General features: G+C 63.5%; 22 protein-coding genes. 13 read left to right on the plus strand and 9 right to left on the minus strand.

Annotated features, from left to right (window positions below):
* The coding region (locus JNA92_RS13710; protein WP_241805193.1) for a transposase at positions 1-512 on the minus strand (512 nt) is incomplete at its 3' end.
* Between the two features lie 146 nt (positions 513-658).
* The gene (locus JNA92_RS13715) at positions 659-1,636 is read right to left on the minus strand and encodes a YiiG family protein (RefSeq protein WP_241805194.1); all 978 of its coding nucleotides are present in this window, start codon (positions 1,634-1,636) and stop codon (positions 659-661) included.
* Between the two features lie 193 nt (positions 1,637-1,829).
* Between JNA92_RS13715 and JNA92_RS13720 the strand changes: the two genes are divergently transcribed.
* The 4 genes from JNA92_RS13720 to JNA92_RS13735 all read left to right on the plus strand — a co-directional run bounded on the left by JNA92_RS13720 (position 1,830) and on the right by JNA92_RS13735 (position 6,419).
* Positions 1,830-3,524 (plus strand): molecular chaperone HscC, encoded by a 1,695-nt coding sequence (locus JNA92_RS13720; protein ID WP_241805195.1) that lies wholly within the window; start codon positions 1,830-1,832, stop codon positions 3,522-3,524.
* A 3-nt stretch (positions 3,525-3,527) separates the two neighbouring features.
* Positions 3,528-5,075 (plus strand): J domain-containing protein, encoded by a 1,548-nt coding sequence (locus tag JNA92_RS13725; RefSeq protein WP_241805196.1) that lies wholly within the window; start codon positions 3,528-3,530, stop codon positions 5,073-5,075.
* Between the two features lie 226 nt (positions 5,076-5,301).
* Positions 5,302-5,553, plus strand: a complete 252-nt coding sequence (locus JNA92_RS13730; protein ID WP_241805197.1) for a hypothetical protein — start codon at positions 5,302-5,304, stop codon at positions 5,551-5,553.
* 146 nt (positions 5,554-5,699) lie between these two features.
* Positions 5,700-6,419 carry a TorF family putative porin gene (locus tag JNA92_RS13735; RefSeq protein ID WP_241805198.1) on the plus strand — a complete coding sequence of 240 codons (720 nt, stop codon included), beginning with the start codon at positions 5,700-5,702 and terminating at the stop codon, positions 6,417-6,419.
* Here the strand turns inward: JNA92_RS13735 and JNA92_RS13740 are convergent.
* Positions 6,416-7,336, minus strand: coding sequence for a LysR family transcriptional regulator (locus JNA92_RS13740; protein WP_241805199.1), 921 nt, complete (start codon positions 7,334-7,336; stop codon positions 6,416-6,418). The genes JNA92_RS13735 and JNA92_RS13740 overlap by 4 nt on opposite strands.
* 126 nt (positions 7,337-7,462) lie before the next feature.
* On the opposite strand from JNA92_RS13740, the gene JNA92_RS13745 reads away from it, so the two are divergent.
* The 8 genes from JNA92_RS13745 (at position 7,463) to dctM (ending at position 15,986) form a co-directional block, all read left to right on the plus strand.
* Entirely contained in the window at positions 7,463-8,302 is an 840-nt protein-coding gene (locus JNA92_RS13745) for an FAS1-like dehydratase domain-containing protein (RefSeq protein ID WP_241805200.1), read from the plus strand.
* 22 nt (positions 8,303-8,324) lie between these two features.
* On the plus strand, positions 8,325-9,488 hold the full coding sequence (locus JNA92_RS13750; protein WP_241805201.1) for an acyl-CoA dehydrogenase family protein: 1,164 nt from the start codon (positions 8,325-8,327) through the stop codon (positions 9,486-9,488).
* Between the two features lie 10 nt (positions 9,489-9,498).
* A complete protein-coding gene (locus tag JNA92_RS13755; protein ID WP_241805202.1) occupies positions 9,499-10,848 on the plus strand; it encodes an MmgE/PrpD family protein in 1,350 nt (449 codons plus the stop codon).
* 18 nt (positions 10,849-10,866) lie between these two features.
* Positions 10,867-12,066 carry a CaiB/BaiF CoA transferase family protein gene (locus JNA92_RS13760; protein WP_241805203.1) on the plus strand — a complete coding sequence of 400 codons (1,200 nt, stop codon included), beginning with the start codon at positions 10,867-10,869 and terminating at the stop codon, positions 12,064-12,066.
* A complete protein-coding gene (locus JNA92_RS13765) occupies positions 12,063-12,881 on the plus strand; it encodes an HpcH/HpaI aldolase/citrate lyase family protein (protein WP_241805204.1) in 819 nt (272 codons plus the stop codon). The genes JNA92_RS13760 and JNA92_RS13765 overlap by 4 nt, the downstream gene beginning before the upstream one ends.
* A 121-nt stretch (positions 12,882-13,002) precedes the next feature.
* Positions 13,003-14,001, plus strand: coding sequence for a TRAP transporter substrate-binding protein (locus JNA92_RS13770; protein ID WP_241805205.1), 999 nt, complete (start codon positions 13,003-13,005; stop codon positions 13,999-14,001).
* A 69-nt stretch (positions 14,002-14,070) separates the two neighbouring features.
* Complete coding sequence (locus JNA92_RS13775) at positions 14,071-14,703, plus strand: TRAP transporter small permease (RefSeq protein ID WP_241805206.1); 633 nt, start codon at positions 14,071-14,073, stop codon at positions 14,701-14,703.
* Positions 14,703-15,986, plus strand: coding sequence for a C4-dicarboxylate TRAP transporter large permease protein DctM (gene dctM / locus JNA92_RS13780; protein ID WP_241805207.1), 1,284 nt, complete (start codon positions 14,703-14,705; stop codon positions 15,984-15,986). The genes JNA92_RS13775 and dctM overlap by 1 nt, the downstream gene beginning before the upstream one ends.
* Before the next feature lie 55 nt (positions 15,987-16,041).
* On the opposite strand, the gene JNA92_RS13785 is transcribed toward dctM, so the two are convergent.
* Positions 16,042-16,923, minus strand: a complete 882-nt coding sequence (locus JNA92_RS13785; RefSeq protein WP_241805208.1) for a LysR substrate-binding domain-containing protein — start codon at positions 16,921-16,923, stop codon at positions 16,042-16,044.
* A 44-nt stretch (positions 16,924-16,967) separates the two neighbouring features.
* Positions 16,968-18,758, minus strand: coding sequence for a gamma-glutamyltransferase (gene ggt, locus JNA92_RS13790; protein WP_241805209.1), 1,791 nt, complete (start codon positions 18,756-18,758; stop codon positions 16,968-16,970).
* A gap of 449 nt (positions 18,759-19,207) precedes the next feature.
* Between ggt and JNA92_RS13795 the strand changes: the two genes are divergently transcribed.
* Complete coding sequence (locus JNA92_RS13795) at positions 19,208-20,566, plus strand: 8-oxoguanine deaminase (RefSeq protein ID WP_241805210.1); 1,359 nt, start codon at positions 19,208-19,210, stop codon at positions 20,564-20,566.
* 66 nt (positions 20,567-20,632) lie between these two features.
* Here JNA92_RS13795 and JNA92_RS13800 read toward each other — a convergent pair whose 3' ends face one another.
* The 4 genes from JNA92_RS13800 to nhaA all read right to left on the minus strand — a co-directional run bounded on the left by JNA92_RS13800 (position 20,633) and on the right by nhaA (position 24,022).
* Entirely contained in the window at positions 20,633-21,352 is a 720-nt protein-coding gene (locus JNA92_RS13800) for an anti-sigma factor (RefSeq protein ID WP_241805211.1), read from the minus strand.
* Positions 21,349-21,897, minus strand: a complete 549-nt coding sequence (locus JNA92_RS13805; RefSeq protein WP_241805212.1) for a sigma-70 family RNA polymerase sigma factor — start codon at positions 21,895-21,897, stop codon at positions 21,349-21,351. The genes JNA92_RS13800 and JNA92_RS13805 overlap by 4 nt, the downstream gene beginning before the upstream one ends.
* A 105-nt stretch (positions 21,898-22,002) precedes the next feature.
* Entirely contained in the window at positions 22,003-22,518 is a 516-nt protein-coding gene (locus tag JNA92_RS13810) for a DUF3455 domain-containing protein (protein ID WP_372490496.1), read from the minus strand.
* Between the two features lie 145 nt (positions 22,519-22,663).
* Positions 22,664-24,022 carry a Na+/H+ antiporter NhaA gene (gene nhaA, locus JNA92_RS13815; RefSeq protein ID WP_241805214.1) on the minus strand — a complete coding sequence of 453 codons (1,359 nt, stop codon included), beginning with the start codon at positions 24,020-24,022 and terminating at the stop codon, positions 22,664-22,666.
* Positions 24,023-24,154: the final 132 nt, after the last annotated feature.

Genomic DNA, 24,154 nt, shown 5'->3' on the forward strand with positions numbered 1-24,154 from the left:
TGCCCGCGTATTCGCTCCTTTTCCTCGCGCAGAGCCTTGAGCTCCTTTAGAACAGCGTTCTCCATGCGCAGGTACTCAAGTTCAGCCAACAGCTGATCTCGAGACTTCTGATCATCATTGGTATCGGTGGGTATGGCAGGCTTGATCTTCTTCGGCACGTTGTTTGGCTTACTTGGTTTGATGGCAATAGAGGGTGTAAGACTGCCACTGTAGTACTGCCGTTGCCAAAAGCCTATCCGAGAGGACTGCCCGAGGCCAAAATGGGCAGCGGTCTGGCGCAGCGAAAGCCGGTGCTCGTGCATGTAGCTGAGCACCTGTCGTTTGAAATCATTGGTATAGCGCTGCCGATGCGAGCCTGTACCAGCGCCATTATTGGCCTGATAACTGGCCACCCAGCGTCGAAGCAGACTGAAATCGATACCGAAGTGTTTAGCCACCTTTCGGAAACCGTTGCTGCTATCCAGGTAGGCTGTAATCGCTGTGAGCTTGAATTGCTCGGTGTACTTACCCATAGATCCCCCAAGGGTTGGATTGGTGTCCAACTTCTTGGGGGCAGTCCAGGGGTGGTGCAGACCTGGAGGCTGGTGACATACCTTAGGGCGACGCGTGCCGCCGGTGTACGGCAGCTACCGACGCGTCGCGCAAATGCCAAAATTGCTCAGCTGCAGCTCGTGGAGTTCAGGTCGTTGATCACATCGTCGAACGCGCTACCGAAGAACTTGGCATCATGCTCGATCGGGTTGTTGTGCTTCCATGCCATCTGGCGTTGCTCATTGTATTTGTAGCCACCGGATCTGGCCGTATCGATAGCTTCACGGCCCTTGCCGACAAACTGGTTCAGGCGGCTGAGCATCACGCTGCAGCCTGGACCGGTTGCCGTGTTTTGCTTGTGCCAGCCTTCGATCATCTGCGCGGTTTTACCCAGGCTTTCTTCAAACGGCTTGACCGACGCCTCGGCCCCGGCCGACTGGAAGAAGTCGGTGGACAAGCGCATCGATTGCTTGGCGTATAGCACGATCCCGGCGCGGTAATACGCCAGCGAGTCCTTTTCGGCCTCGTCGAACGCCTGTCGGGTGTTGACTTCATCGCGCTTGGCCAGGCCGTCATAGAACTTGGCCTGCTCGATGGCAACACCCTCGAGCGCTGCATCCAGGGCCGGCTCCATCTCCCTGGCCTTCTGGCCACCATCGCTCAGGTAGCCTTTGGAGGCGGCGTAGTTGGCGAGTTCGCTGTGGACGGGCTGGAGCTTGTCCAGGGCCACCAGCATCGCTTTTGCTGGCGCGTCCAGGTCCGGCATGGGTGACGGCAAGGCCAGGGCCTTGTTCAGGTTGTCGCGCAGGAGGCTGATGTCGTAGGCGCTGAACAGGTAGTACTCCGACAGCTTGTTCTTGGACTGCAGGTCCTTCGAATACTCTGTTCGGCGGTGATCCAGAATGGCCGCAAAATTGCCACCGCGGTTGGCGGCATCGACATAGGCGTTGTACTTCTCGATCTCGATCTGTTCGGCGCTGGGTTGTTCGGCCGCAACCTGACCTTGCGGGGCCGTCGCACTGCGAGGTGCTTGCGCGTTGTCACAACCGGCCAGCAGAACCCCTGCGGCGATCAGCAGTCCTAGCCATACCCTGCTTGCTTGCATCGTCTTCATCCTTGTCTTGTCCTGGGGCGACCAGCTGCTGACACATTGCCATCAGCCGGGAGCGGTATTCTAGAGACTCAATACTCGATGAAGTTCAAGCAGGGCCTGCCTTTTTGCGTTTTTGTGGCCGGCCTCGCATTCTGCCTCGGTGACAGCACCGTAAACTTGCATTCGGAACGAAAAGGAATTCGCCATGATTGTCGGGATTGACCTTGGTACGACCAACAGCCTGGTCGCGGTATGGAACGAAAACACCAGTGAGCTGGTGCCCAATGCCCTGGGGCAATTGCTGACTCCCTCTGTGGTCGGGCTCGACGACGAAGGCCGGATACTGGTTGGCCAGGCTGCCCGCGAACGCTTGTGCACGCACCCGTCACTGACCGCAGCGCTATTCAAACGGCATATGGGCAGTGCCCGCACGCTGCAGTTGGGCGCGACGCCGTTTCGTCCCGAAGAGCTGTCGGCGATGCTGCTCAGAAGCCTCAAGGCAGATGTCGAGCGCACCTATGGCGAGGTAGTCACCGAAGCGGTGATCAGCGTGCCGGCCTACTTCAACGATGCTCAGCGCAAGGCGACCCGCATCGCCGGTGAGCTGGCCGGGCTGAAAGTCGACAAGCTGATCAATGAGCCTACCGCCGCGGCGCTCGCCTACGGCCTGCCCCAGCACGGCAGTGAGTCGTCGTTTCTGGTGTTCGACCTGGGCGGTGGCACCTTCGACGTGTCGATCCTCGAGCTGTTCGAGGGCGTGATGGAGGTACGTGCCAGCGCAGGCGACAACTACCTGGGTGGCGAGGACTTCGATCAGTTGCTGGCCAGGCAGTTTATCCAGGCCCACGCTGAAGATCCGGACTTCCCGGATAGCGCGTCGATCAGCCCGCTACTGCGCCGCGAGGCCGAGCGGGTACGCATCGCACTGGGCCACTCCCCCACCAGCGAATTCGTGCTGCAGGTCGGTGCGCAACGCTGGCAGCACACCTTCACCCAGCAGGCCATGGCCACGCTGTTCGAGCCCTTGCTGGAGCGGCTGCGCAACCCTGTGGAACGCGCCCTGCGCGATGCGCGCATACGCAGCGACGAGCTGGACCAGGTGCTGCTGGTGGGCGGCGCCACGCGCATGCCGCTGGTCCGCAAGCTGGCTGCCAGCCTGTTCGGCCGCTTCCCTTCAGTGCAGCTGAACCCGGACGAAACCGTAGCGCTGGGCGCTGCGGTGCAGGCCGCCTTGAAGGCACGGCACGCGGCCCTGGAAGAAGTGGTGCTGACCGACGTCTGCCCCTATACCCTCGGCATCGCGACCCTGCGGCGGGTGGGCAACGAACATGAGAGCGGGCACTATCTGCCGATCATCGAGCGCAATTCCACCGTCCCCGTCAGCCGGGTGAAAACCGTGTGCACGGTGCATGAGGCGCAAGAGCTCGTGCGGGTACAGATCTACCAGGGCGAGAGCCGCCTGGTGCGTGACAACATCGCCTTGGGCGAACTGGAAATCCCGGTGCCGCCGAACAAGGGCGTGGTTGAAATGGATGTGCGCTTCACCTACGACAGCAACGGCCTGCTCGAATGCCAGGTCAGCATCCCCGTCACAGGCGAGCAGTACGCGCTGGTCATCGAGAACAACCCCGGGGTGCTCAGCGCCGATGAAATTGCCGAACGCCTGCACAAGCTCGAAGCCCTGAAAGTGCACCCACGCGACCAGCAGGTCAACACCCTGCTGGTCGCCCGCCTGGAGCGCTTGTATGAAGAAAGCCTGGGCGAGCGTCGTGAGCTGGTAGACCACTGGGCCACACGGTTCCAAGAGGCGCTTGCCAGCCAGGATGAACGTGTCATCGGCCGGGCGCGCCACGAGCTGAACGCGCGCATGGCAGCATTCGAAAGCAGCGACGGGCGCTGACCGATGAGCTCGCTTTCCGATTGCTGGCAGGTGCTGGAGCTTACATCCGCGTGCGACGAGCGAAGCCTCAAGCGTCAGTACGCCAAACTGCTCAAAGTCACGCGCCCCGACGAAGACCCGGCCGCGTTCCAGCAGCTGCGCGACGCCTATGAACAGGCCCTGCAGGCGCTGCAGGGGGAGCGCACGGATGCTCAAGTTACCGAACGCGCGCCAGCGCCCGACACACCACCCGCCAGCCGTACGCTTCACGCGGGTTCGGCCCATGAGCAAGCCGTTGCCTTGCTGGACGGGTTCGTCGACTCGGCCATCGAAAAGGCCTGGGCCCAAGCGCAAGCAAAAGGCATCGAGGGCGTCTTCGAACGCCTGTTGTTCGAGCGTTGCCTGCACGCCGCGTCAGCCCATTCACATACCCTGCACTGGGGTATCGAACAGCGTCAGTGGCTCACCCCATGGCAGCAGTTTCCCGCCTCGCACGCCGAACAGCAGCACCTGTCGCTCATACTCGCTGCCACCCTGTACAACGCGCTCGAACAATTATTGGCCGCAGGCGAGCATGAGCGCTTTAGCGGCATGCTCGAACGGGCCAGTCGCCAAGGCTGGCTAGCGGACCTGGAGCGTCGCCAAGCGCTTCAAGTGCACGTGCTGACCCTGTTGCTGAACGATGAAGGCTGGCCGCCCGAGCTGTTCGAGCACCTGTGCCAGACATTCGCCTGGAACGCATCAGGTGCCGAGCCGCCGATTGCAGACGAGCACTGGCAAACCCTGCGCAGGCGTTACCAACAGCGAGCCTGGCTGAGCCACCTGCGCAGCCTGGCGGATCGCCGCGAGGCGCAGGCCAGCCCCGATGCCAACGCCGCCGCGCTGTTTCTGTCGGCGCCTCACCCTGAGCAGCAAAAGGCAATGGCCGCTGCCTTCGTCGAGGCCGACTGGCAAGCCTGCGAGCGCCTGTCTGAGGCGTTCGCAGCGCGCTACCCCGACCTGCTGGGGATGTTCCCCAACCATGACGCCTGGTTCTGGAAAATGCTGGTCGAGCCCCGCGACCCGCCCCACGGCGTCAAACGCGCCGCCGCTGTGATCACACTGGCCCTGGCGCTGAAAGGCTTGCCCAATCTGGACCCTGTCACCACCTTGATCCTGCTTCCGCTTTACGCGGTGGGCGGGCTGCTGGCAGCGAAGATGGGCCAGTGGCTGTTCGGCCACTGGGCGCAGATTGCAGCCAGCCTTGAAGACATCGATCAACGCCTCAGCGCCTGGTGCGTCAGCAAGCGCATCACCCGCGACCGCCGCTACCTGGTCATACGCAACGCAGGGCCGTTGCTTGGGCTGGCCGTGCTGTTATGGCACTGGCTGGGGCCGCTTGGCCTGGGCACCTACGTGCTCATTGGCATCATCGGGCTGCTGCAGCCCGCCGATTGGGGGCCGCAGGCCCGCGACTATCGCTGGCGCAGGCCGCTGCAAGCGGTCTATCGGATTGCCGGGCTCAGTGGTGTGCAGTGGCTGCTTTGCAGCGTGATGGTGGGGGTGATCGCTTGGATGCGGTGGGTAGCCTGATCGCCTTTGACACCTGAGTGAGCAACGAGACATGACAATGGCATGCGCATCCCAGTATCCCTCAGGCTCGTACCACGTGGCGCTTAGGGTTAGCAAAGCCTGCCGTTTTCACACGGTGCAATCGATAGTCACTATCGAGAATGGCAATTTCTAATGATCGCGGCCGCTCAATAACCTTGCTCCATCGATTCGTCATACACCCCCCCCCGAATCCTGGAGCTTCGCGATGAACACCACGGCCCGCCTGCTGCTCGCCACCCTGTCCGCTACAGCCATTGCCGTGCTCAGCGGTTGCGCCAGCCACCCGGAATTGCGCCCTTACACCGCGGAAGAAACCCGCCAGCTGCAGCTCGAAGCCATCCAGCGCCAGGCACTGTCCCTGGATGAGTACGAACTGCGCAAGCGCGTGATCCTGCGCGCCGCCAGCAAGCAGGTGGTGACCGAGGTGGCCGAAACGCCCGGGGCGATCGAAGGTTGAATTCAAAAGCAGGCAGTACGTTCGCCACCTGGGCCAGAACCTGATCGAGCCCGCCTGAATCCGCTGGAATACGCCGTATTGTTTTCCCCACCCGCCAACACAGGTATCCTGTGCCGCTCAAGCGCAAGCCTTCCAGGACGGTGACCATGACCAGGCCCTTTCTGTTGCTCAGTGCGGCTCTGCTGTTCAGCACAGCGCTGCAGGCGCAGCAAATACAGCGCGAACTGGGCGATTTCGACTTCAAACTTGGCACCACGCCTTCACGCAGCATGGCCCAGGGGCTGATTTCGCCCAGCGCCAGCGGCGCCTTTCACGGTGGCCTGGACCTCACCCACCCCAGCGGTTGGTACGTGGGCCAGTATGCGCCGAGCATGGGGGTAACGCCTGACTCGACCCTGCGCCTCGACAGCTACCTGGGCTACAAGCACCACTTCGACAGCACACTGGGTTACGAGGTAGGCCTGATCCACTACAGCCAGCCGAACATCGCAGGGCCAGACAGCTATGCGTTGTATGGCGGCATTTCGGTCATGGGCAGCCGGATCGGCGGGGCCTGGCGTGACAACCCGGACAATCGCACCGGTACGCTGTTCGCCGATTTCGGCCAATTGCCGTTGTTCGACATCGACCTCACGGTCAAACTCGCCCATCATCGCCTGGGCACGCCCTTCACCATCGGCGACGGCAGCCAGGTCAATGCCTTCTCCGACTGGTCACTGGAGCTGTCGCGGCCCTGGCTGGGCATCGACCTGAACCTGATCTACAGCAACTCCGACCTCAACGGCGGGGGCTGCGATGCCTATGCCGGGATCAACGCGTATTGCGAGAGCATGGTGACGTTCAAGGCTCAGCGTAGTTTCTTCTAGGGGGCCGGGGGCGGTTGCAATGGGCTGCCTGCACCCTCAGGCATCAAGGTGGCGATCAACGCCCTCACCGTCCCAGGCAACGCATCCAGCTCACGCACCAGAATGCTCCGCTCGCGCACGGCCCAGGCTTCATCCAGTTCGATGGTGACTAGGTTCATGGTCTGGCTGTGGCGGATCGCCGCCGACTCGGGGATGATGCCAATCCCCACGCCCGCCTCCACCAGCCGGCAGATGGCCTCGAAGCTCGACAGCTGGATCCGCAGCGACAGGCTCAGGCCCATGCGCTCGACATGGTCGCGCAGAAAGCTGAGCAAGGTGCTGCCGTCGTGCAGCCCGATATGCTGGAACGCCAGCGTCTGCCTCAACGTGACCTGCCGGCTGCCAGCCAGCTCATGCCCTGCCGGCACGATCAGCACCAGCCGGTCGGTACTGAAGTGCAGCACTTGCAAGCCGCTGGCTTCCACGGGGCCGGCAATGATGCCCATGTCGGTGCTGCCATCGAGCACACCGCGCACGATATCCCGCGACAGGCGCTCCTGCAGGTCCACGGTCACGCCGGGACGTTTGGCGAGAAAGCCCGCCAGCACTTCGGGCAGGAACTCGGTCACGGCAGTGGTGTTGGCAAAGATGCGGATATGCCCGGCCGAATCGGTGCCGAACTGGGCGAATTCGGCTTTCAGGTAGTCCACCTGGCGCATGATCAACCGCGCATGCATGAGCAGTTTCTGCCCGGCCGGCGTCAGCTCGACACCCCGGCTGTCACGGTACAACAGGCGCGTGTCCAACTGCGCTTCCAGGGCCTTGACCCGTGCACTGGCGGCGGCTGGCGAGAGGAATGCCCGCCGCGCGCCTTGGGTCAGGCTCGGTGACTCGCCGATATGAATGAACAGCCTCAGGTCTGCCAGATCGAAATGCATGGGCCTATCCGAAAGGTGTACAGGCGTTCAGCATACACGAACGCTGCTTTACACAAATGCAAATTCACAGAATGCCAGGTGCCTCGCATGATCGCTGCATAACAACAAATGCAGAGGCCAATGGTTATGACTGCTACGCACCCGCCCACGGATTACAGCGCCTGGATCGGCCGCACCGAAGAAGCCGTCGATGAGCTCAGCCGCAACCTGATCAAGCGCATCGCCGCCACCCTCGGCGAAAGCGCCCCTGCCGTGGGGCAGCCCTTGCCACCGCTGTGGATGTGGTGTTTTTTCCAGGAGCCGGTGGCCGAATCGCAACTGGGCAGCGATGGCCACCCGACGCGCGGCGGCTTCCTGCCCCCCGCCGACAACCGCAACCGCATGTGGGCCGGGGGCCGTGTCGAGTTCATTGCCCCGCTCACGGTCGGTGCCGAGGCCCAGCGCCTGTCGACCATCGTGAATATCGAAGAAAAGCACGGGCGCAGTGGCGCATTGCTGTTCGTCACCGTGCGCCACGAGTATTCACAGCACGGCGCACTGTGCGTGCGTGAAGAGCAGGATATCGTCTACCGCGAACCGACCCCGCCCAAACTCAGCAGTGCCGTGCCAAGCGCACCAAGCGACTGGAGCGAGGCCGTTACGCCCTCCCCGACCCTGCTGTTCCGTTACTCCGCCGTCACCTTCAACGGCCACCGCATCCACTACGACTACCCCTATGTCACCGGCACCGAGGGCTACCCCGGCCTGGTGGTGCACGGGCCATTGATCGCCACCCTCACCCTGCGCGCCTTCCAGCGCGCCAACCCTGGCAAGCGCCTGCGCCAGTTCGCCTACCGCGGCGTACGCCCACTGACCGTGCCCACCCCATTCGACGTGGCCGGGCGCCTGGGCGCACCGGGCCAGGCGCAACTGTGGGCCGGCAATGCCGACGGCGTGGCGCAGAGCGCCGACGTGCTTTTCGACTGAGAACTGGACAGGGAACCCCCGCATGCATACGTACGACAGCGATGATCTCAATGCCATCCGCGAAGGCGTGCGCGCCTTGTGTGCCGAATTCGACGCCGGCTACTGGCGCAAGATCGATGAAGAAAAAGGCTTCCCCGAAGCCTTTGTAAAAGCCATGACCGACGCTGGGTGGCTGTCGGCGATGATCCCCGAGCACTACGGCGGATCGGGCCTGGGCCTGGCCGAAGCTTCGGTGATCCTGGAAGAAGTGAATGCCTGCGGTGGCAACTCCGGCACCGTGCATGGGCAGATGTACAACATGTTCACCCTGCTGCGCCATGGCAGCGAAGAGCAGAAGCGCCACTACCTGCCCAAACTGGCCAGTGGCGAACTGCGCCTGCAATCGATGGGCGTGACCGAGCCGACCACCGGTACCGACACCACCAAGATCAAGACCACGGCGGTGCGCCAGGGCGACAAGTACGTGATCAACGGGCAGAAAGTGTGGATCTCGAGGGTCCAGCATTCCGACCTGATGATCCTGCTGGCCCGCACCACGCCCTTGCCTGAGGTGAAGAAAAAGTCCGAGGGCATGTCGATCTTCCTGGTCGACCTGCGCGAGGCCATCGGCAAGGGCCTGACCGTGCAGCCGATCGCCAACATGGTCAACCACGAGACCAACGAGCTGTTCTTCGACAACCTCGAGCTGCCGGCCAGCAGCCTGATCGGTGAAGAAGGCAAGGGCTTCCGCTACATCCTCGACGGCCTCAACGCCGAGCGCACCCTGATTGCCGCCGAATGCATCGGCGATGGCCGCTGGTTCATCGAGAAAGCGAGCCAGTACGCCCGTGACCGCGAGGTGTTCGGCCGGCCGATCGGCAAGAACCAAGGCGTGCAGTTCCCCATCGCCGAGGCGCACATCGAAATCGAGGCCGCCGACCTGATGCGCTGGCGCGCCTGCGCCGAGTACGACAGCGGGCAGCCGGCCGGGGCCAGCGCCAATATGGCCAAGTACCTGGCGGCGAAGGCTTCCTGGGAGGCTGCCAATGCGTGCCTGCAGACCCACGGCGGCTTTGGCTTCGCCTGCGAATACGACGTCGAGCGCAAGTTCCGCGAGACCCGCCTGTACCAGGTGGCGCCTATTTCCACCAACCTGATCCTGTCCTACGTGGCCGAGCACCTGCTCGAACTGCCGCGTAGCTTCTGAGGGCTTGAGCATGCAGCATACCCATGCCCTGGCCGGCTTTCTCGCCGACCTGCGCTACCCGCACCTGCCCGGCCACGTGCTGGACCGCACCGAAGACCTGTTCCTGGACTGGCTTGGCTCAGCCCTGGCAAGCCAAGGCGCGCATCCGATCCCGCTGTTCGAGCGCTATGCCGAACGCATGGGGCCTGCGCAAGGCCGTGCGCGGGTGCTGACCAACGGGCGCACGTCATCGCCCTACTTCGCCGCCCTGGTCAATGGCGCGGCCTCGCACCTGGTCGAGCAGGACGATTTGCACAACAGCTCGGTGCTGCACCCGGCCACCGTCGTGTTTTCTGCCGTTCTGGCGGCGGCGCAGGACCTGGGCAAGTCTGGCCAGGACCTGCTGCTGGCTGCGGTAGCCGGCTATGAAGCCGGCATCCGCATCGGTGAATTCCTCGGCCGCTCGCATTACCGCATCTTCCATACCACCGCCACTGCCGGCACCCTGGCCGCCGCCGTGGGTGTAGGCAAACTGCTGGGCTTCAACCAGGCGCAGTTCATCAACCTGCTCGGCAGCGCTGGCACCCAGGCCGCCGGGCTCTGGGAGTTTCTGCGCGACGCCGCCGACTCCAAACAGCTGCACACCGCCAAGGCTGCCGCCGACGGCCTGCTGGCCGCCTACCTCACCGCCGATGGCCTGAGCGGTGCGCGCAATATCCTCGAAGGCGAACAGGGCATGGCCGCCGGCATGTCCTGCGATGCTGACCCGGCGCGCCTGAGCGACCGCCTGGGCACCCGCTGGGCCCTGGTGGAAACCTCATTCAAGTACCACGCGTCGTGTCGCCATACCCACCCCGCCGCCGATGCCTTGCTGGTGCTGATGCAGCGCGAAGGCCTGCGCCATGACCAGATCGCCAAGGTCGTCACCCGCGTGCATCAGGGCGCGATCGATGTGCTTGGCCGCGTTACCACACCGGCCACCGTCCACCAGGCCAAGTTCTCGATGGGCACCGTACTTGGCCTGATTGCGGTGCATGGCAGCGCTCAACTCATCGACTTCCGTGACCTGGCGTTGAACGACCCACAGGTCGCGCACTTTCGCGAGCGCGTCGAGATGCACCTGGACACCGAAGTGGACGCCGCCTACCCCAAGCGCTGGCTGGGCCGCGTGGAGGTCACCGGCAACGACGGCCGGCGCTTCAGCGCCGCCATCGACGAACCCAAAGGCGACCCCGGCAACACCCTGTCGCGCCCTGAGCTCGAGGCCAAGTTCCAGCGCCTGCTGGCCTATTCCGGCGCGCGCAGCCCGGCCCAGGGCCAGGCATTGATCGAGCGCGTGTGGCAACTGCGCGACGCCCGCTCACTGGCTGATCTGCACTGAACACCAACAGGTGACCCTATGACTCAAACAACGCCCCGCCCGCTGGACGGCATCACCGTGATCAGCCTGGAGCACGCCATCGCGGCCCCCTTCTGCACCCGTCAGCTGGCCGACCTAGGCGCCCGCGTGATCAAGGTCGAGCGCCCTGGCAGCGGCGATTTCGCCCGCGGCTACGATCAACGTGTCGATGGCCTTGCCTCGCACTTCGTATGGACCAACCGCTCAAAGGAAAGCCTTACCCTGGACCTCAAGCAGGACGCCGCCGACGGCATTCTCCAGGCCCTGCTGGCCAAGGCGGATGTGCTGGTGCAAAACCTCGCCCCGGGTGCAGCAGCACGCATGGGGCTGTCGTTCGAGGCCCTGCACGCGCGCTTCCCACGGCTGATCGTGTGCGATATCTCCGGCTATGGCGAAGGCGGGCCTTATGAAAAGAAAAAAGCCTATGACCTGCTGATCCAGAGCGAAGGCGGCTTTCTTTCGGTGACCGGTGGCTCGGGCGACAACGACATGGCCAAGGCCGGCTGCTCGATCGCCGACATCGCCGCCGGCATGTACGCGTATACCGGCGTGCTCTCGGCGTTGCTGCTGCGGGAGAAAACCGGTGTCGGCAGCCGCATCGACGTCTCGATGCTCGAAAGCCTGGTGGAGTGGATGGGCTACCCGATGTACTACGCCTACGACGGCGCGCCGCCGCCCCCGCGTGCCGGCGCTTCGCACTCCACCATCTACCCGTATGGGCCGTTCCCCACTGGCGGTGGCGGCACCATCATGCTTGGCCTTCAGAACGAACGGGAATGGGCGCTGTTTTGCGAAAAGGTGCTGCTGGACCCGAAGCTGGCCAGTGATGACCGCTTCAATGCCAACTTCAAGCGCTCGGATAACCGCGAGGTGCTGCGCCAGATCATCATCGAGGGCTTCGCCAGCCTGTCGCTGGACCAGGTAGTGGCACGCCTTGAAGAGGCGCAAATCGCCAACGCCCGGGTCAACGACATGCACGGGGTGTGGCACCACCCACAGTTGCAGGCCCGCGACTGCTGGCGTGAAGTGGACAGCCCGGCCGGCAAGCTGCCCTCGCTGCTGCCACCAGGGCGCAATGCAGCCTTTGCCCCGCGCATGGACGCCGTGCCGGCGCTTGGGCAACACACCCAGGGCATCCTCGGCGAACTGGGCTTGAGCCCGGCAGAGCAGGCCAGCCTGGCCGCAAGCGGTGTGGTATGAACGCCGTCCGCTCTGCGCTGTTCGTACCCGGCAGCCGGCCTGAGCGTTTCGCCAAGGCGCTGGCGGCGGGGGCTGATGCCGTCATCGTCGATTTCGAGGATGCCGTGGAGGAGCCCCTCAAGCGTCAGGCCCGGGACAACCTGGAGGCTTTCCTGCAGGCCACGCCACTGGCGTCGCTGTGGGTCCGGGTGAACGCGCCGCAGCACCTGGAACATGCCTCGGACCTGGCCTTTTGCGCGCAGCAGCCTGGCATCGCCGGCGTGCTGCTGCCCAAGGTGGAAAACGCAGCCCAGGTGGCCGTAGCACGGCACACCGGCAAACCGGTATGGCCCATCATCGAAAGCGCCAAGGGGCTGTTGGCGCTGGAGCAGATCGCCCATGCCGAGGGGGTCGAGCGCTTGTCGTTCGGCAGCCTGGACCTGGCGCTGGACCTTCACCTGAACACCGACAGCGCTGCGGCCCGGCAATTTCTCGATCAAGCACGCATGGCCGTGCAGCTACACTCGCGGGGTGCCGACCTGCTGCCACCGCTCGATGGGGTATTTCCGGCCATTGCCGATGCCGAAGGTTTGCACCAGGCGATGCGCCATGCCTACGACCTGGGGTATGGCGGGGCGTTGTGCATTCACCCCGCCCAGGTGGCGGTGATTCACGCGGCTTTCACCCCCAGCGCCGAAGTGCTGGCATGGGCCCGCCGGGTGCTGGCGGCGAGCGCCGCAGCCAACGGGGCCGGTGCGTTTCAGCTGGACGGGCACATGGTGGATGCGCCGGTGGTGTTGCGGGCGCAACGGTTGTTGGCACAGGCGCCCGCTTGAACCGCGCGGGCGTTCGGCTATACCGAATGCTGTCTTATACAAATGCTAATTCACCACACGCAAGCCATTGGTCCATCTTTACCTCCAATCCTCCTACAACAATAAATCAGAGGTGACATCGATGTTGAAGCTGACCCAGGCGCTGTTCTGCGCCGCTGCAGTGTCCATGGCCAGCCTTGCACAGGCTGCCGATCCGATAATCATCAAGTTCGCCCACGTGGTGGCCGACAGCACGCCCAAAGGCCAGGGTGCGCTGATGTTCCAGAAGCTGGTGGCGCAAGACCCGAAGCTCAAGGACAAGGTCAAGGTCGAGGTCTACCCCAACTCGTCACTGTTCGGCGACGGTAAGGAGATGGAGGCACTGCTGTTGGGTGATGTGCAGATGCTGGCGCCTTCCCTGGCCAAGTTCGAGCACTACAACAAGCAGGTGCAGATCTTCGACCTGCCGTTTTTGTTCGACGATCTGGCGGCCGTCGACCGCTTCCAGCAAGGGCCGCAGGGCAAGGCATTGCTGACCTCGATGGACGATAAAGGCATCCACGGCCTGGCCTACTGGCACAACGGCCTCAAGCAGCTGTCGGCCAACAAGAAAGTGATCCTGCCCAAAGATGCCCGCGGCCTGAAGTTCCGCGTGCAAGCCTCCAGCGTGCTCGAAGAGCAGTTCAAGGCGATCCGCGCCAACCCGCGCAAGATGAGCTTCGCCGAGGTTTATCAGGGCCTGCAGACCGGCACGGTCAACGGCACCGAAAACACCTGGTCCAATTACGAAAGCCAGAAGGTCAACGAGGTGCAGCCGTTCTTCACCGAGACCAACCATGGCCTGATCGACTACATGGTGATCACCAACGCCAAGTTCTGGAGCGGCCTGCCTGAAGATGTACGTACCGAGCTGCAAACGCTCATGGACCAGGTCACCGTCGAGGTGAACAAGCAGGCCGAAGCCCTCAACCAGACCTCCAGGCAGAAAATCATCGATGCCAAGACCAGCGAGATAGATGCCCTGACTGCCGAGCAGCGCCAGCAATGGCGTGAGGCCATGCGCCCAGTGTGGGACAAGTTCTCCGACCAGATCGGCGCTGACCTGATCAAGGCCGCCGAGGCGGCCAACAAGGCTTCCTGACAGCCGCACGCCCTGCCCCGGCCACCTCTGGCACAGGTGGCCAACCCTCTCTCTGTGTGGAGAATTCCTATGCAATCGCTCAGGCGTGTCTGGGAGCACTTCGAGGAAGGCATGATCGCCTTTCTCCTGGCGGCCATGACCTTGGTGACCTTCGTCTACGTAGCACTGAACAACCTCTATACCGTGTTCTACACGCTCAGTGATCACTGGAGTTTTGCCAGTGACCTGCTGCTGGGCATCGGCGACCACCTGATGGGTTACGCCCAGGAAATGACCTGGAGCATAGCCCTGACCAAGGCGCTGTTCGGCTGGCTGATCTTTTTCGGTATTGCCTATGGCGTGCGCACCGCCGGCCACCTGGGGGTCGACGTTTTGGTGCGGCGCACCCCCAAGCCCGTACAACGCGTGCTGGCGATGATCGCCTGTGCCTGTTGCCTGGCGTATGCCGGGCTGTTCCTGGTGGCGAGCATCAAATGGGTAAGCGCGGTGCTGGTCGCCGGCATCGGCGCCGAAGACCTGGACCGCTACGGCATCAAGGTCGGCCATATCGCACTGATCGTGCCCTTCGGTTTCGCCTTGGTCATCGTCCGCTACCTGCAGATCCTCTATCGCCTGTTCACCCATCGCCAGTATGGCCTGGGCCTGGCCGACGAGGCTGCCGAGGCGAGCAAGCTGGCCAACCCAGGTGAGGAGCATCACTGATGACGGTCATTTGCCTTTTTCTGTTGTTGTTCGTGTTCATGTTCCTGGGGGTGCCGATCGCGATTTCGCTGGGCTTGTCGGGCGCACTTTCAATCCTGATGTTCAGCCAGGACTCCCTGAGCTCGCTGGCGATCAAGCTGTTCGAGACCTCCGACAGCTACACCTTCCTGGCCATCCCCTTCTTCCTGCTGTCAGGCGCGTTCATGACCACCGGGGGCGTGGCGCAGCGGCTGATCGACTTCGCCAACGCCTGTGTCGGCCACATACGCGGCGGCCTGGCCATTGCCGCGGTGCTGGCATGCATGCTGTTCTCGGCGCTGTCGGGCTCGTCACCGGCCACAGTCGCGGCGGTGGGTTCGATCGCCGTTGCCGGCATGGTGCGCTCCGGTTACCCACGCGAGTTCGGCGCCGGGATCATCTGCAACGCCGGCACCCTGGGCATCCTGATTCCGCCATCGATCGTCATGGTGGTGTACTCGGCGGCGACCGAAACCTCGGTAGGCAAGCTGTTCATGGCCGGTGTGGTACCCGGCATCCTGCTGGGCCTGGCGCTGATGGTGACGATCTACATCGTCGCCCGGATCAAGAACCTGCCCGCACAACCTCGTGCCAGTTTTGCCCAGTGGTTGAGTACCGCCAGGCGTGCGTTCTGGGGGCTGTTGCTGCTGGTGATCATATTGGGCGGCATCTACAGCGGTATGTTCACCCCCACCGAGGCGGCCGCCGTGGCAGCGGTGTATTCGGCGTTCATCGCGCTGTTCGTGTACAAGGACATGCGCCTGCGCGACTGCCCGAAAGTACTGCTGGAGTCGGGCCGGCTGACCATCATGCTGCTGTTCATCATCGCCAACGCCATGTTGTTCGCCCATGTGCTGACCACCGAGCAGATCCCGCAGCAGATCACCCAGTGGGTGATGGCCGAGGGCCTGACGCCGATCGGTTTCCTGATCATGGTCAACGTCGTGCTGCTGGTGGCGGGCAGCTTCATGGAGCCGTCGGCGATCATCCTGATTCTGGCGCCGATTTTCTTCCCGATCGCCATGAAACTTGGGATAGACCCGATCCACCTGGGGATCGTCATGGTGGTGAACATGGAGATCGGCCTGGTGCATCCACCGGTGGGGCTGAACCTGTTCGTGACGTCAGCGGTGACGGGCCTGACGCTGGGGCAGACGATTCGCGCCGCACTGCCGTGGCTGTCGATCCTGCTGCTGTTCCTGATACTGGTGACGTACGTGCCGTTCATTTCGCTAGCACTGCCGCAGTGGCTTGGCATGCCGTGATGCGCGGATCATCCGGCCCCATCGGCGGCACGCCGCCGCTGGGGCCGTAAAGGCATCAGATGCCTCCGCCCTCCAGCACCTGGGACATCACCTTGGCCAATGCCGTGACCATCACATCAGCCGTCGGCCGGTGGACGATGACGATTTCGTAGATGTCCACCTCCGGCAGTCCCTGTTCCCCCCCCAGCACTCGATGCTCCCCAGTGGCCGCCCGTGGCGGCAACAGGCTTATGCCCATACCATCGGCCACCGCTGCCTGGATGCCACTGAGGCTGGAACTGGTGAAACTGATGCGCCAGCGCCGGCCCATGCCTTCGATGGCGCTGATCATGTCATCGCGGTACAGCCCGCGTGGCGGAAATGTCACCAGCGGGATCGGGTCGAGTTCGAAGGCAGGCATGCGTGCGCTGTCGATCCACTGCAGGCGCTCGGGCCAGCACGCCACGCCTTCGCGGCTGTTGCGGCGCTGCTTGAGCAGTACCAGGTCAAGTTCACCGTTGTCATAGGCCTGGCTGAGGTCGCGGCACAGCCCGCTGGTGACCTCCAGCTTGACCTGCGGGTGCAGCCGGCTGAATGCCGACAGCGCGTTGGTGGTGCGCCCGCCGACGAAATCTTCGGGAACGCCCAGGCGTACGGTGACGCCGACCATGGCACCGGCCAGGGCTTCGAGCATCTGGTCGTTCAATGCCAGCATGTGCCGGGCATAACCGAGCAAGGTCTGGCCGGCGTCGGTCGGCAACACGTCACGGTTCCCGCGCACCAGCAGGCGGTGGCCAACCATGTCCTCGAGACGGCGGACTTTCTGGCTGATGGTCGATTGCGTCGAATGCAGGCGTGCGGCAGCGGTGGTGAAGCTGCCACAATCGGCTACCACGACAATGGCACGCAGCAGGTCGAGGTCGAACAGGCTCCTATTCGATTTAACGCTGATAGACATCCCGGTATTCAACTTTTGAATGACAAGGTTGTCTTCTACCACGACTAATCGCCAAGCGCCACGCCCTCGCGCCGCGGGTCGGCGCCCCCCGCCCAGCCTGCGCCGGAGCGCTGGATGATCTGCATGCCGCTGGTCATGGTCATGGGCGTCACCTCATGGCCCCAGGCCGCCAATTGCCGGATCAGCGCCGGGCTGGTCAGCCCGGCTTCCACTTCAGTACCTACGTTGCGGCTGCCGAAATTTGGCAGGTTGCTGGCCTGTTGCGGGTCGAGCCGCCAGTCCAGCAAACCCACCAGCGCCTTGTTCACGTAGCCGATGATCTGCGAGCCACCGGGTGATCCGAGGCTGGCCACCAGTTCCCCGGACGCCCGCGCGAACACCAGGGTCGGGGCCATCGCCGACAAGGGCCGCTTGCCCGGTTCCACCCGGTTGGCAACGGGCTTGCCCTTCTCCTGGGGAATGAATGAAAAGTCGGTCAACTGATTGTTCAGCAGGAAGCCCTTGACCATCAGGTGCGAACCGAATGCCGCCTCTACCGAAGTGGTCATGGCCAGCGCCTGACCGCTGTCATCCACCGCCGAAACGTGCGAGGTGGAAATACGCAACGGCGAGCGGTCCGGGGCCAAGGCCAGGTCCGCACCCTGCGGCCTTCCCGGCCGCGCCTGTTTCATGCTGAAGTCACCGATCAGCGTGGCCCGCCGGGCCAGGTACGCCGGGGCGGTCAGTGCCTTGAGCGGTATCGGCACATAGTCGCTGTCGGCCAGGTACTGGGCACGATCGGCGTAAGCCAGCCGTTCGGCCTCGGCAATCAGGTGAACGGCCAGCGGCGCAGGCTCAAGGCCTGCAGGCGAGGCACTGGGGCTGGGCGGCAGCTTCGCAAGGTCCCGTTGTGGCATGGCGTGCTGCAGCGCCTCGAGGATACCCAGGGTCTGCAGCACGGTCACCGCACCGGACGAGGGCGGCGGCATGCCACAGATCTGCCAGGCCTTGTAGGGGCCGCACAACGGCGTGCGCTCCTTGGCCTGGTACGCGCGTAAATCCGCCAGTGACAGGAAACCGGCATTGGCATGCCCCTGTACCTGGGCGACTATCGCTTCGGCAATTTCACCGGTATAGAACGCCTCAACGCCCTGCTGCGCGATGCGTTCGAAGGTACGGGCAAGTTCGGGGTTGCGCAGTTGCGTGCCCACCGCCAGCGGCTGGCCGTGCTCATCCAGGAAATAGCGGGCCATGGCGGGTGATTTGGCGATGAAAGGGTCACCCGCCAGCAACGCGTGCAGGCGTTCGGACACGGGGAAGCCACTGCGTGCCAGCGCGATGGCCGGCGCGAACAGTTGACTCCACGGCAGCTTGCCATGTTGCTCGTGCGCCATTTCCAAGGCACGCAGCACCCCGGGTACGCCTACCGAGCGCCCGCCGATCTGCGCTGCCCGAAACGGCATCGGGGTGCCGTCCGGTTGCAGGAACAGCGTTTGCGTCGCCGCTGCCGGCGCGGTCTCACGGCCGTCGAATGCCTGCACCCGTTGGCCATCCCAGTACAGGATGAACGCCCCACCGCCAATGCCGCTCGATTGCGGCTCGACCAGGGTGAGTACCATCTGCATGGCAATCGCGGCATCGATAGCGCTGCCACCGGCACGCAGCATTGCCCGCCCGGCTTCACTGGCCAGCGGGTTGGCAGCCGCCACCATGTGCCGGTTGGCGTGAACCGCTTGCAGGCCAGAGCGGTACCCGGACTCAAGCTCAGGCGGCGCAGGCAGCGGTTGGTCGGCCCAAGCCCAGGGACTGGCCAGGGCAAGGCACAGGGTGCTGATCAATTGGGAAGACGATGGCATGGGTGGCGTCCTGTCGAAATGCGTGCCTTGGCCGCCCAACATAAACCAGGGCAGGTACTGCGCAAAGCGCCGTGGCACCACCTGGGCATTGAATGCACAATTTCTCGTATACAAAAATGAACATTTCTGGTTACATCAACCCGCGCCTACGACAGTGGTAATCGCTGCTGCGTATTGCGACAGGCTAAAGCCATGTACTACCCCTATCTGCTCATTCCCTTCGAGCGCCCCTTGCGAATCGACGCATTCGCCGTTCACCCGTTGCCCTTTGCACCCCTCCACCGCCTTACGCCAAGTCTTAGTGACCCGGCGTCGTCGGTGCGTGCCCGGCTGCGCTGACCGGCCCTGCCGCCCACACCGTGTTTTCCAAGCCGGGCCTGGTTGCCGCGATAACAACCAGGTGTCCGCACTGACAAATTGCACCCCGCCATTAGCGGGAAGGAATACCTATGCCAAAGACTTTGCTGATCAAGAACGCCGAACTGCTGGTGACGATGGACGGCGAGCGCCGCGAAATCAGACGCGGCGGCCTGTTCATAGAAGACAACCTGATCAAGCAGGTCGGCCCCAGCGACGAACTGCCCCAGCATGCCGACGAGATTCTGGACATGACCGGCAAGGTGGTCATCCCGGGGCTGGTCAACACCCATCATCACATGTACCAAAGCCTGACCCGCGTGGTGCCAGCGGCCCAGGACGGTGAACTGTTCAACTGGCTGACCAACCTTTACCCGATCTGGGCACGGTTGACGCCCGAGATGATCGCGGTGTCGACCCAGACCGCGATGGCCGAACTGATCCTCTCCGGCTGCACCACCTCCAGCGACCACCTGTACATCTACCCTAATGGCTGCAAGCTCGACGACAGTATCCACGCCGCCGGGGAAATCGGCATGCGTTTCCATGCCGCGCGCGGCAGCATGAGCGTGGGTCGCAGCCAAGGCGGCCTGCCGCCAGATTCGGTGGTGGAAAAGGAAAGCGATATCCTCAAGGAGTCGCAGCGCCTGATCGAGGACTACCATGACGCCAGCCATGGCTCGATGCTGCGCGTGGTCGTGGCGCCCTGCTCGCCGTTCTCGGTCAGCCGCGACCTGATGCGCGAAGCCGCGGTACTGGCACGCAACTACGGGGTTTCACTGCACACTCATCTGGCTGAAAACGTCAACGATATCGCTTACAGCCGCGAAAAGTTCGGTATGACACCGGCTGAATACGCCGAGGACCTGGGCTGGGTCGGCCATGATGTGTGGCACGCGCACTGCGTGCAGCTCGACCAGCACGGCATCGAGCTGTTCGCCCGTACCGGCACCGGCGTTGCTCACTGCCCGTGCTCGAACATGCGCCTGGCCTCCGGTATCGCGCCGATCCGCAAGATGCGCGACCACGGGGTGCCGGTAGGCCTGGGGGTCGACGGCTCGGCCTCCAACGATGGCGCGAGCATGATCGGTGAAGTGCGCCAGGCTCTGCTGCTACAACGTGTCGGCTTCGGCCCTGATGCGATGACCGCCCGCGAAGCGCTGGAAATTGCCACCCTGGGCGGTGCCAAGGTACTCAACCGTAATGACATTGGGGCATTGGCACCGGGCATGGTCGCCGACGTCGTCGCCTTCGACCTCGGCCATGTCGCCTACGCAGGCGCCCACCACGACCCGCTTGCGGCCTTGGTGTTCTGCACCCCGACCCAGGTCCACACCAGCGTGATCAACGGCCGTGTAGTGGTCAAGGATGGGCGCATCACCACCGTCGACCTGCCGCTGGTACTGGAGCGCCACAACCAGTTGGCCCGCCAGCTGGTTAGCGGCGACTGATAGCGGCATGCAAGCCCGTGGAGCGGCGCGCGGGCGCCGCTTTGCCGGGCCCTGCGCAAGGCGCTGTCACAGCACCTTCACCGCCCGACCGATGAACTGCACCGGCCCGGTTGGGCGTCCGGTCGGCGAGCCACCGGGCCTTTCCAGGGTCAACTCAAACAGCTGGTTGGGCTCCAGCGGGGGCAGGCCATCGGCGGGCACACGGTATTGCTCGCCAGGTTTGACCAGGCCCAGCGACAGTGGCGCCTGCCACTGTTCGCCCTTGGTCCAGAACTGCAGCACCTTGTCGCTCGGTACCGCGAACTGCCCCAAGGGTATCAGCTGAATGCTGCGTGTATCGCTTGCCTGCACCACCCAGCCCGGGGCACTGTCTGCCGGCGCAACCAGCACCACCAGGTAGGAAGGCTCTGGCGCCTTGGCGGTGAGCAGCGTGAAGGCCAACAACAGGCTGGCAACCAGGCCTGCACCGGCCAGGCCCTGCCACAGCACCAAGCGATGCCACCAACGCTCGGCCTGCGCTGGCGGCCCGACGCGCTGCGGCTGTTGCTGTGCATCGACGCTGCGGCTGATCCGCGCCCACAACCGTGGGCTGGGCGCCAACGGCTCAGCGAGCGCATTCAACGCCAGTAGCCGCTGCTCCCAGGCATCCACGACAGCACGCAACGGCTGATCCTCCGTAAGGCGTTGACGCACAGCCTCATGCTGTTCAGCCGACAAGGTACCCAGCACATACTCCCCGGCCAATTCATCGAGTGCGTCGGCGGTCTCGCCTTGTGGCTTCTTCATCCCATGCACTCCCGCAACGCCTTCAGGCTGCGTTTGATCCAGGCTTTGACGGTGCCCAGCGGCGTGTTCAGCAACCCGGCGATTTCGGCATGGCTGCAACCGTCGACATACGCGTGCAGGATGCACAGCTTGCGTGAAGGCTCCAGTTGCTCCAGGCAACGGTGAACCTTGGCCGAGTCCGCCATGAGATCGATATCACTGGCATAGGGCAACGGGGCTTGTGCGCTGTCCAACGCTTCTTCATCCAGCACGACTTCGCGCCGGGTGTCGCGTATGTAATTGAGCGCCAGGTGCCGGGTCACGCTATAGATCCAGCCCCGCGCAGAACCACGTGAAGCATCGAAGCTGGCTGCGCGGGACCATATCCGAATGAACGCATCGTGCAGGATGTCTTCTGCTGTAGCGTGGTCACGGGCGATACGGCGCACCACACCTAACAGGCGTGCGCCCTCCTCCTCGTAGAGTGCATGCAGCGCTCGGCGGTCTCCCTCTGCGCAAGCTTCAAGGCAACGCTGAAAATCGAAAGGGGGCAAAGGTGAGTTCAATGCAAGGTCAGCCCTGTAGTCCCTGGACGGTTCCCCCGGCCATTGGGCCGGGGGGCTGTCGATCAGCGTAGACGCCAGTGGCTCACCTGCCTATACGCACTGCCATCATTTTGCCGCCCAGAAGATATAGTCGGCCTGGTAGTCGACGATTTTGCGCTCACCTTTGTTCTGCATCGAGCAGGCAGTTGCCGGGGCGACCCCGCCACGGGTAGCCACGCGCTGGATATAGCTCACACCCGTCATGGCGCCTTTACCTTCGGCCGGGCTGGCCTGAACCAGTTGGTAAGGCAGGTCGCCCTTGCCCGCTGGCGCCACGGCCAACTGGGTGCCGGTGACCTTCGAACCGTCTTTGGCCTGCCAGGTGGCTGGGGGGCCGAAGTAGTCGCCCACCGCCTTGCCAGACCTGTCCTTGAGTACCGCTTTGGGGCCGACGAATGTCCACTCGGTCTGGCCGGGTGCATTGGCTTTGTCGCGGCATTCGTAGGTGACCTGGCCCACACCGACGGTTTCGAGCATGACGCTGTGGCCGTCCGGAACCTTGACCGCGGCAGGCAACGCGGATTGAGCGTGTGCGGCTTGGCTGGCCACGATCAAGACTAAGCCGCCTGTGAGCATCAACATGGTAACTGGGCTGTTCATGGTGCAAATCTCCTGGCGAGTAATCGACAGCGCGAAGTCGCGCTACCGGTAATACCCGCCAGGTTGCAGATTGGATGCACCTGCAGAAAAAAATGTGCACCCACTCGCCCGTTACCCGGCTCGCCCATCAGCCAACTTGGGCGGGTGCCGCCTTGGCTGCCTTGCGCAGGCTCCATACACCCCAAGTCAGGCCGATCACAGCCGCGATGACCGAGCCGGACAGCACGCCAAGCTTCGCCGCGCCCAGAACGCCAGGGTCAGAGAACGCCAGGTTGGCAATGAAGATCGACATGGTAAAGCCGATGCCCGCCAACAGCCCGATCAGCGTGATGCCGTGCCAGGTAACGCCCGCCGGCAGCGCACACCAGCCCAAACGGACCATCAGCCAGCTGATCGTCACGATACCCAACGGCTTGCCCAGCACCAGCGCCACAGCGACGCCTGTCATCACCCAGTGAGGACCATCGGCAGACAGGTCGACACCAGACAACCCGACACCGGCGTTGGCCAGGGCGAACAGCGGCATGATCGCGAAAGCCACCCAAGGGTGCAGATAGCCTTGCACGCGCAGCACAGGAGCAACCAGCTCCCGCTGCGCCACACGCAGGTTTTTCAACGGGTTCATCAGTTCGCTGTCATCGATCTGCGGTGCCTTGGCGCGACCTAGCAGGTCGTCGGTAAAGCGCCTGACGGCTTCCATCGGGCGCTCGCCCAAGGGCATCGCCCTGACCGGTGTCATCAGGCCGAGTACCACGCCCGCCAAAGTGGGGTGGGCACCAGTCATCAACATGCCGACCCAGGTGATGAACCCGGGAATGACGTAGGCATAGGCCGAACCGACACCGATCTTCTGCAGGCCGAGCACCAGCAGCAGGCCGATGCCAGCGACGCCGAAGCCACTGTAATCCAGGCCACCGGAGTAGAAGAAGGCAATGATCAGCACGGCGATGATGTCGTCGATGATCGCCAGGGCGAGCAGGAACACCCGCACATTGGAAGGGATCGACTTGCCCAGCAGCGCCAGTACACCCACCGCAAAGGCAATGTCGGTGGCGGTGGGCACGGCCCAGCCCTCTAGCCCGGGTGGCGAATGATTGAACGCCAGGTAAATGCACGCGGGTACCACCACACCGCCGACTGCTGCCGCCATCGGCAACGTGGCCTGGCGCAGGCTGGACAGCGCGCCTTCATGGATTTCGCGACGGATCTCCATACCCACGACCAGGAAGAAGATGGTCATCAGGCCGTCGTTGATCCAGAAGTGCAGTGACTGGGAATAGACCAGGGAGCCGAGGCCGAAGCTTATCGGCGTGTGCCAGAGGGCGTCGTAGCTTTCGGCAGCGGGCGAATTCGCCCAGATGAGTGCTGCAACGGCGGCGATCAACAGTACGACACCGCTCACGGCCTCAATGTGCAGAAAGCGCTCGAAGTTGGCGAATGCACGCTGGGCAAGTTGCTGGGCACGGGGCATTGCATGTTTTTGCATGGGCACAAGAACTCCCGCACGGCGGCCCGACCTGCGTAGTTATTTAACCTGCGTCACTGCTTCATGCAGCTAGCACCCGCGGGCATTCTAACCACATGGCCTGCCCCAAGTCATCCATTGTTGGTCTCGGGC

The sequence above is a fragment of the Pseudomonas putida genome (assembly GCF_022627325.1).
GTDB classification, from domain to species: domain Bacteria; phylum Pseudomonadota; class Gammaproteobacteria; order Pseudomonadales; family Pseudomonadaceae; genus Aquipseudomonas; species Aquipseudomonas putida_X.

Coding starts and splice junctions, on each gene's coding strand:
- JNA92_RS13715 (WP_241805194.1), bottom strand. CDS start 1,636: ATGCAAGCAAGCAGGGTATGGCTAGGACTGCTGATCGCCGCAGGGGTT.
- JNA92_RS13720 (WP_241805195.1), top strand. CDS start 1,830: ATGATTGTCGGGATTGACCTTGGTACGACCAACAGCCTGGTCGCGGTA.
- JNA92_RS13725 (WP_241805196.1), top strand. CDS start 3,528: ATGAGCTCGCTTTCCGATTGCTGGCAGGTGCTGGAGCTTACATCCGCG.
- JNA92_RS13730 (WP_241805197.1), top strand. CDS start 5,302: ATGAACACCACGGCCCGCCTGCTGCTCGCCACCCTGTCCGCTACAGCC.
- JNA92_RS13735 (WP_241805198.1), top strand. CDS start 5,700: ATGACCAGGCCCTTTCTGTTGCTCAGTGCGGCTCTGCTGTTCAGCACA.
- JNA92_RS13740 (WP_241805199.1), bottom strand. CDS start 7,336: ATGCATTTCGATCTGGCAGACCTGAGGCTGTTCATTCATATCGGCGAG.
- JNA92_RS13745 (WP_241805200.1), top strand. CDS start 7,463: ATGACTGCTACGCACCCGCCCACGGATTACAGCGCCTGGATCGGCCGC.
- JNA92_RS13750 (WP_241805201.1), top strand. CDS start 8,325: ATGCATACGTACGACAGCGATGATCTCAATGCCATCCGCGAAGGCGTG.
- JNA92_RS13755 (WP_241805202.1), top strand. CDS start 9,499: ATGCAGCATACCCATGCCCTGGCCGGCTTTCTCGCCGACCTGCGCTAC.
- JNA92_RS13760 (WP_241805203.1), top strand. CDS start 10,867: ATGACTCAAACAACGCCCCGCCCGCTGGACGGCATCACCGTGATCAGC.
- JNA92_RS13765 (WP_241805204.1), top strand. CDS start 12,063: ATGAACGCCGTCCGCTCTGCGCTGTTCGTACCCGGCAGCCGGCCTGAG.
- JNA92_RS13770 (WP_241805205.1), top strand. CDS start 13,003: ATGTTGAAGCTGACCCAGGCGCTGTTCTGCGCCGCTGCAGTGTCCATG.
- JNA92_RS13775 (WP_241805206.1), top strand. CDS start 14,071: ATGCAATCGCTCAGGCGTGTCTGGGAGCACTTCGAGGAAGGCATGATC.
- dctM (WP_241805207.1), top strand. CDS start 14,703: ATGACGGTCATTTGCCTTTTTCTGTTGTTGTTCGTGTTCATGTTCCTG.
- JNA92_RS13785 (WP_241805208.1), bottom strand. CDS start 16,923: ATGTCTATCAGCGTTAAATCGAATAGGAGCCTGTTCGACCTCGACCTG.
- ggt (WP_241805209.1), bottom strand. CDS start 18,758: ATGCCATCGTCTTCCCAATTGATCAGCACCCTGTGCCTTGCCCTGGCC.
- JNA92_RS13795 (WP_241805210.1), top strand. CDS start 19,208: ATGCCAAAGACTTTGCTGATCAAGAACGCCGAACTGCTGGTGACGATG.
- JNA92_RS13800 (WP_241805211.1), bottom strand. CDS start 21,352: ATGAAGAAGCCACAAGGCGAGACCGCCGACGCACTCGATGAATTGGCC.
- JNA92_RS13810 (WP_372490496.1), bottom strand. CDS start 22,518: ATGTTGATGCTCACAGGCGGCTTAGTCTTGATCGTGGCCAGCCAAGCC.
- nhaA (WP_241805214.1), bottom strand. CDS start 24,022: ATGCAAAAACATGCAATGCCCCGTGCCCAGCAACTTGCCCAGCGTGCA.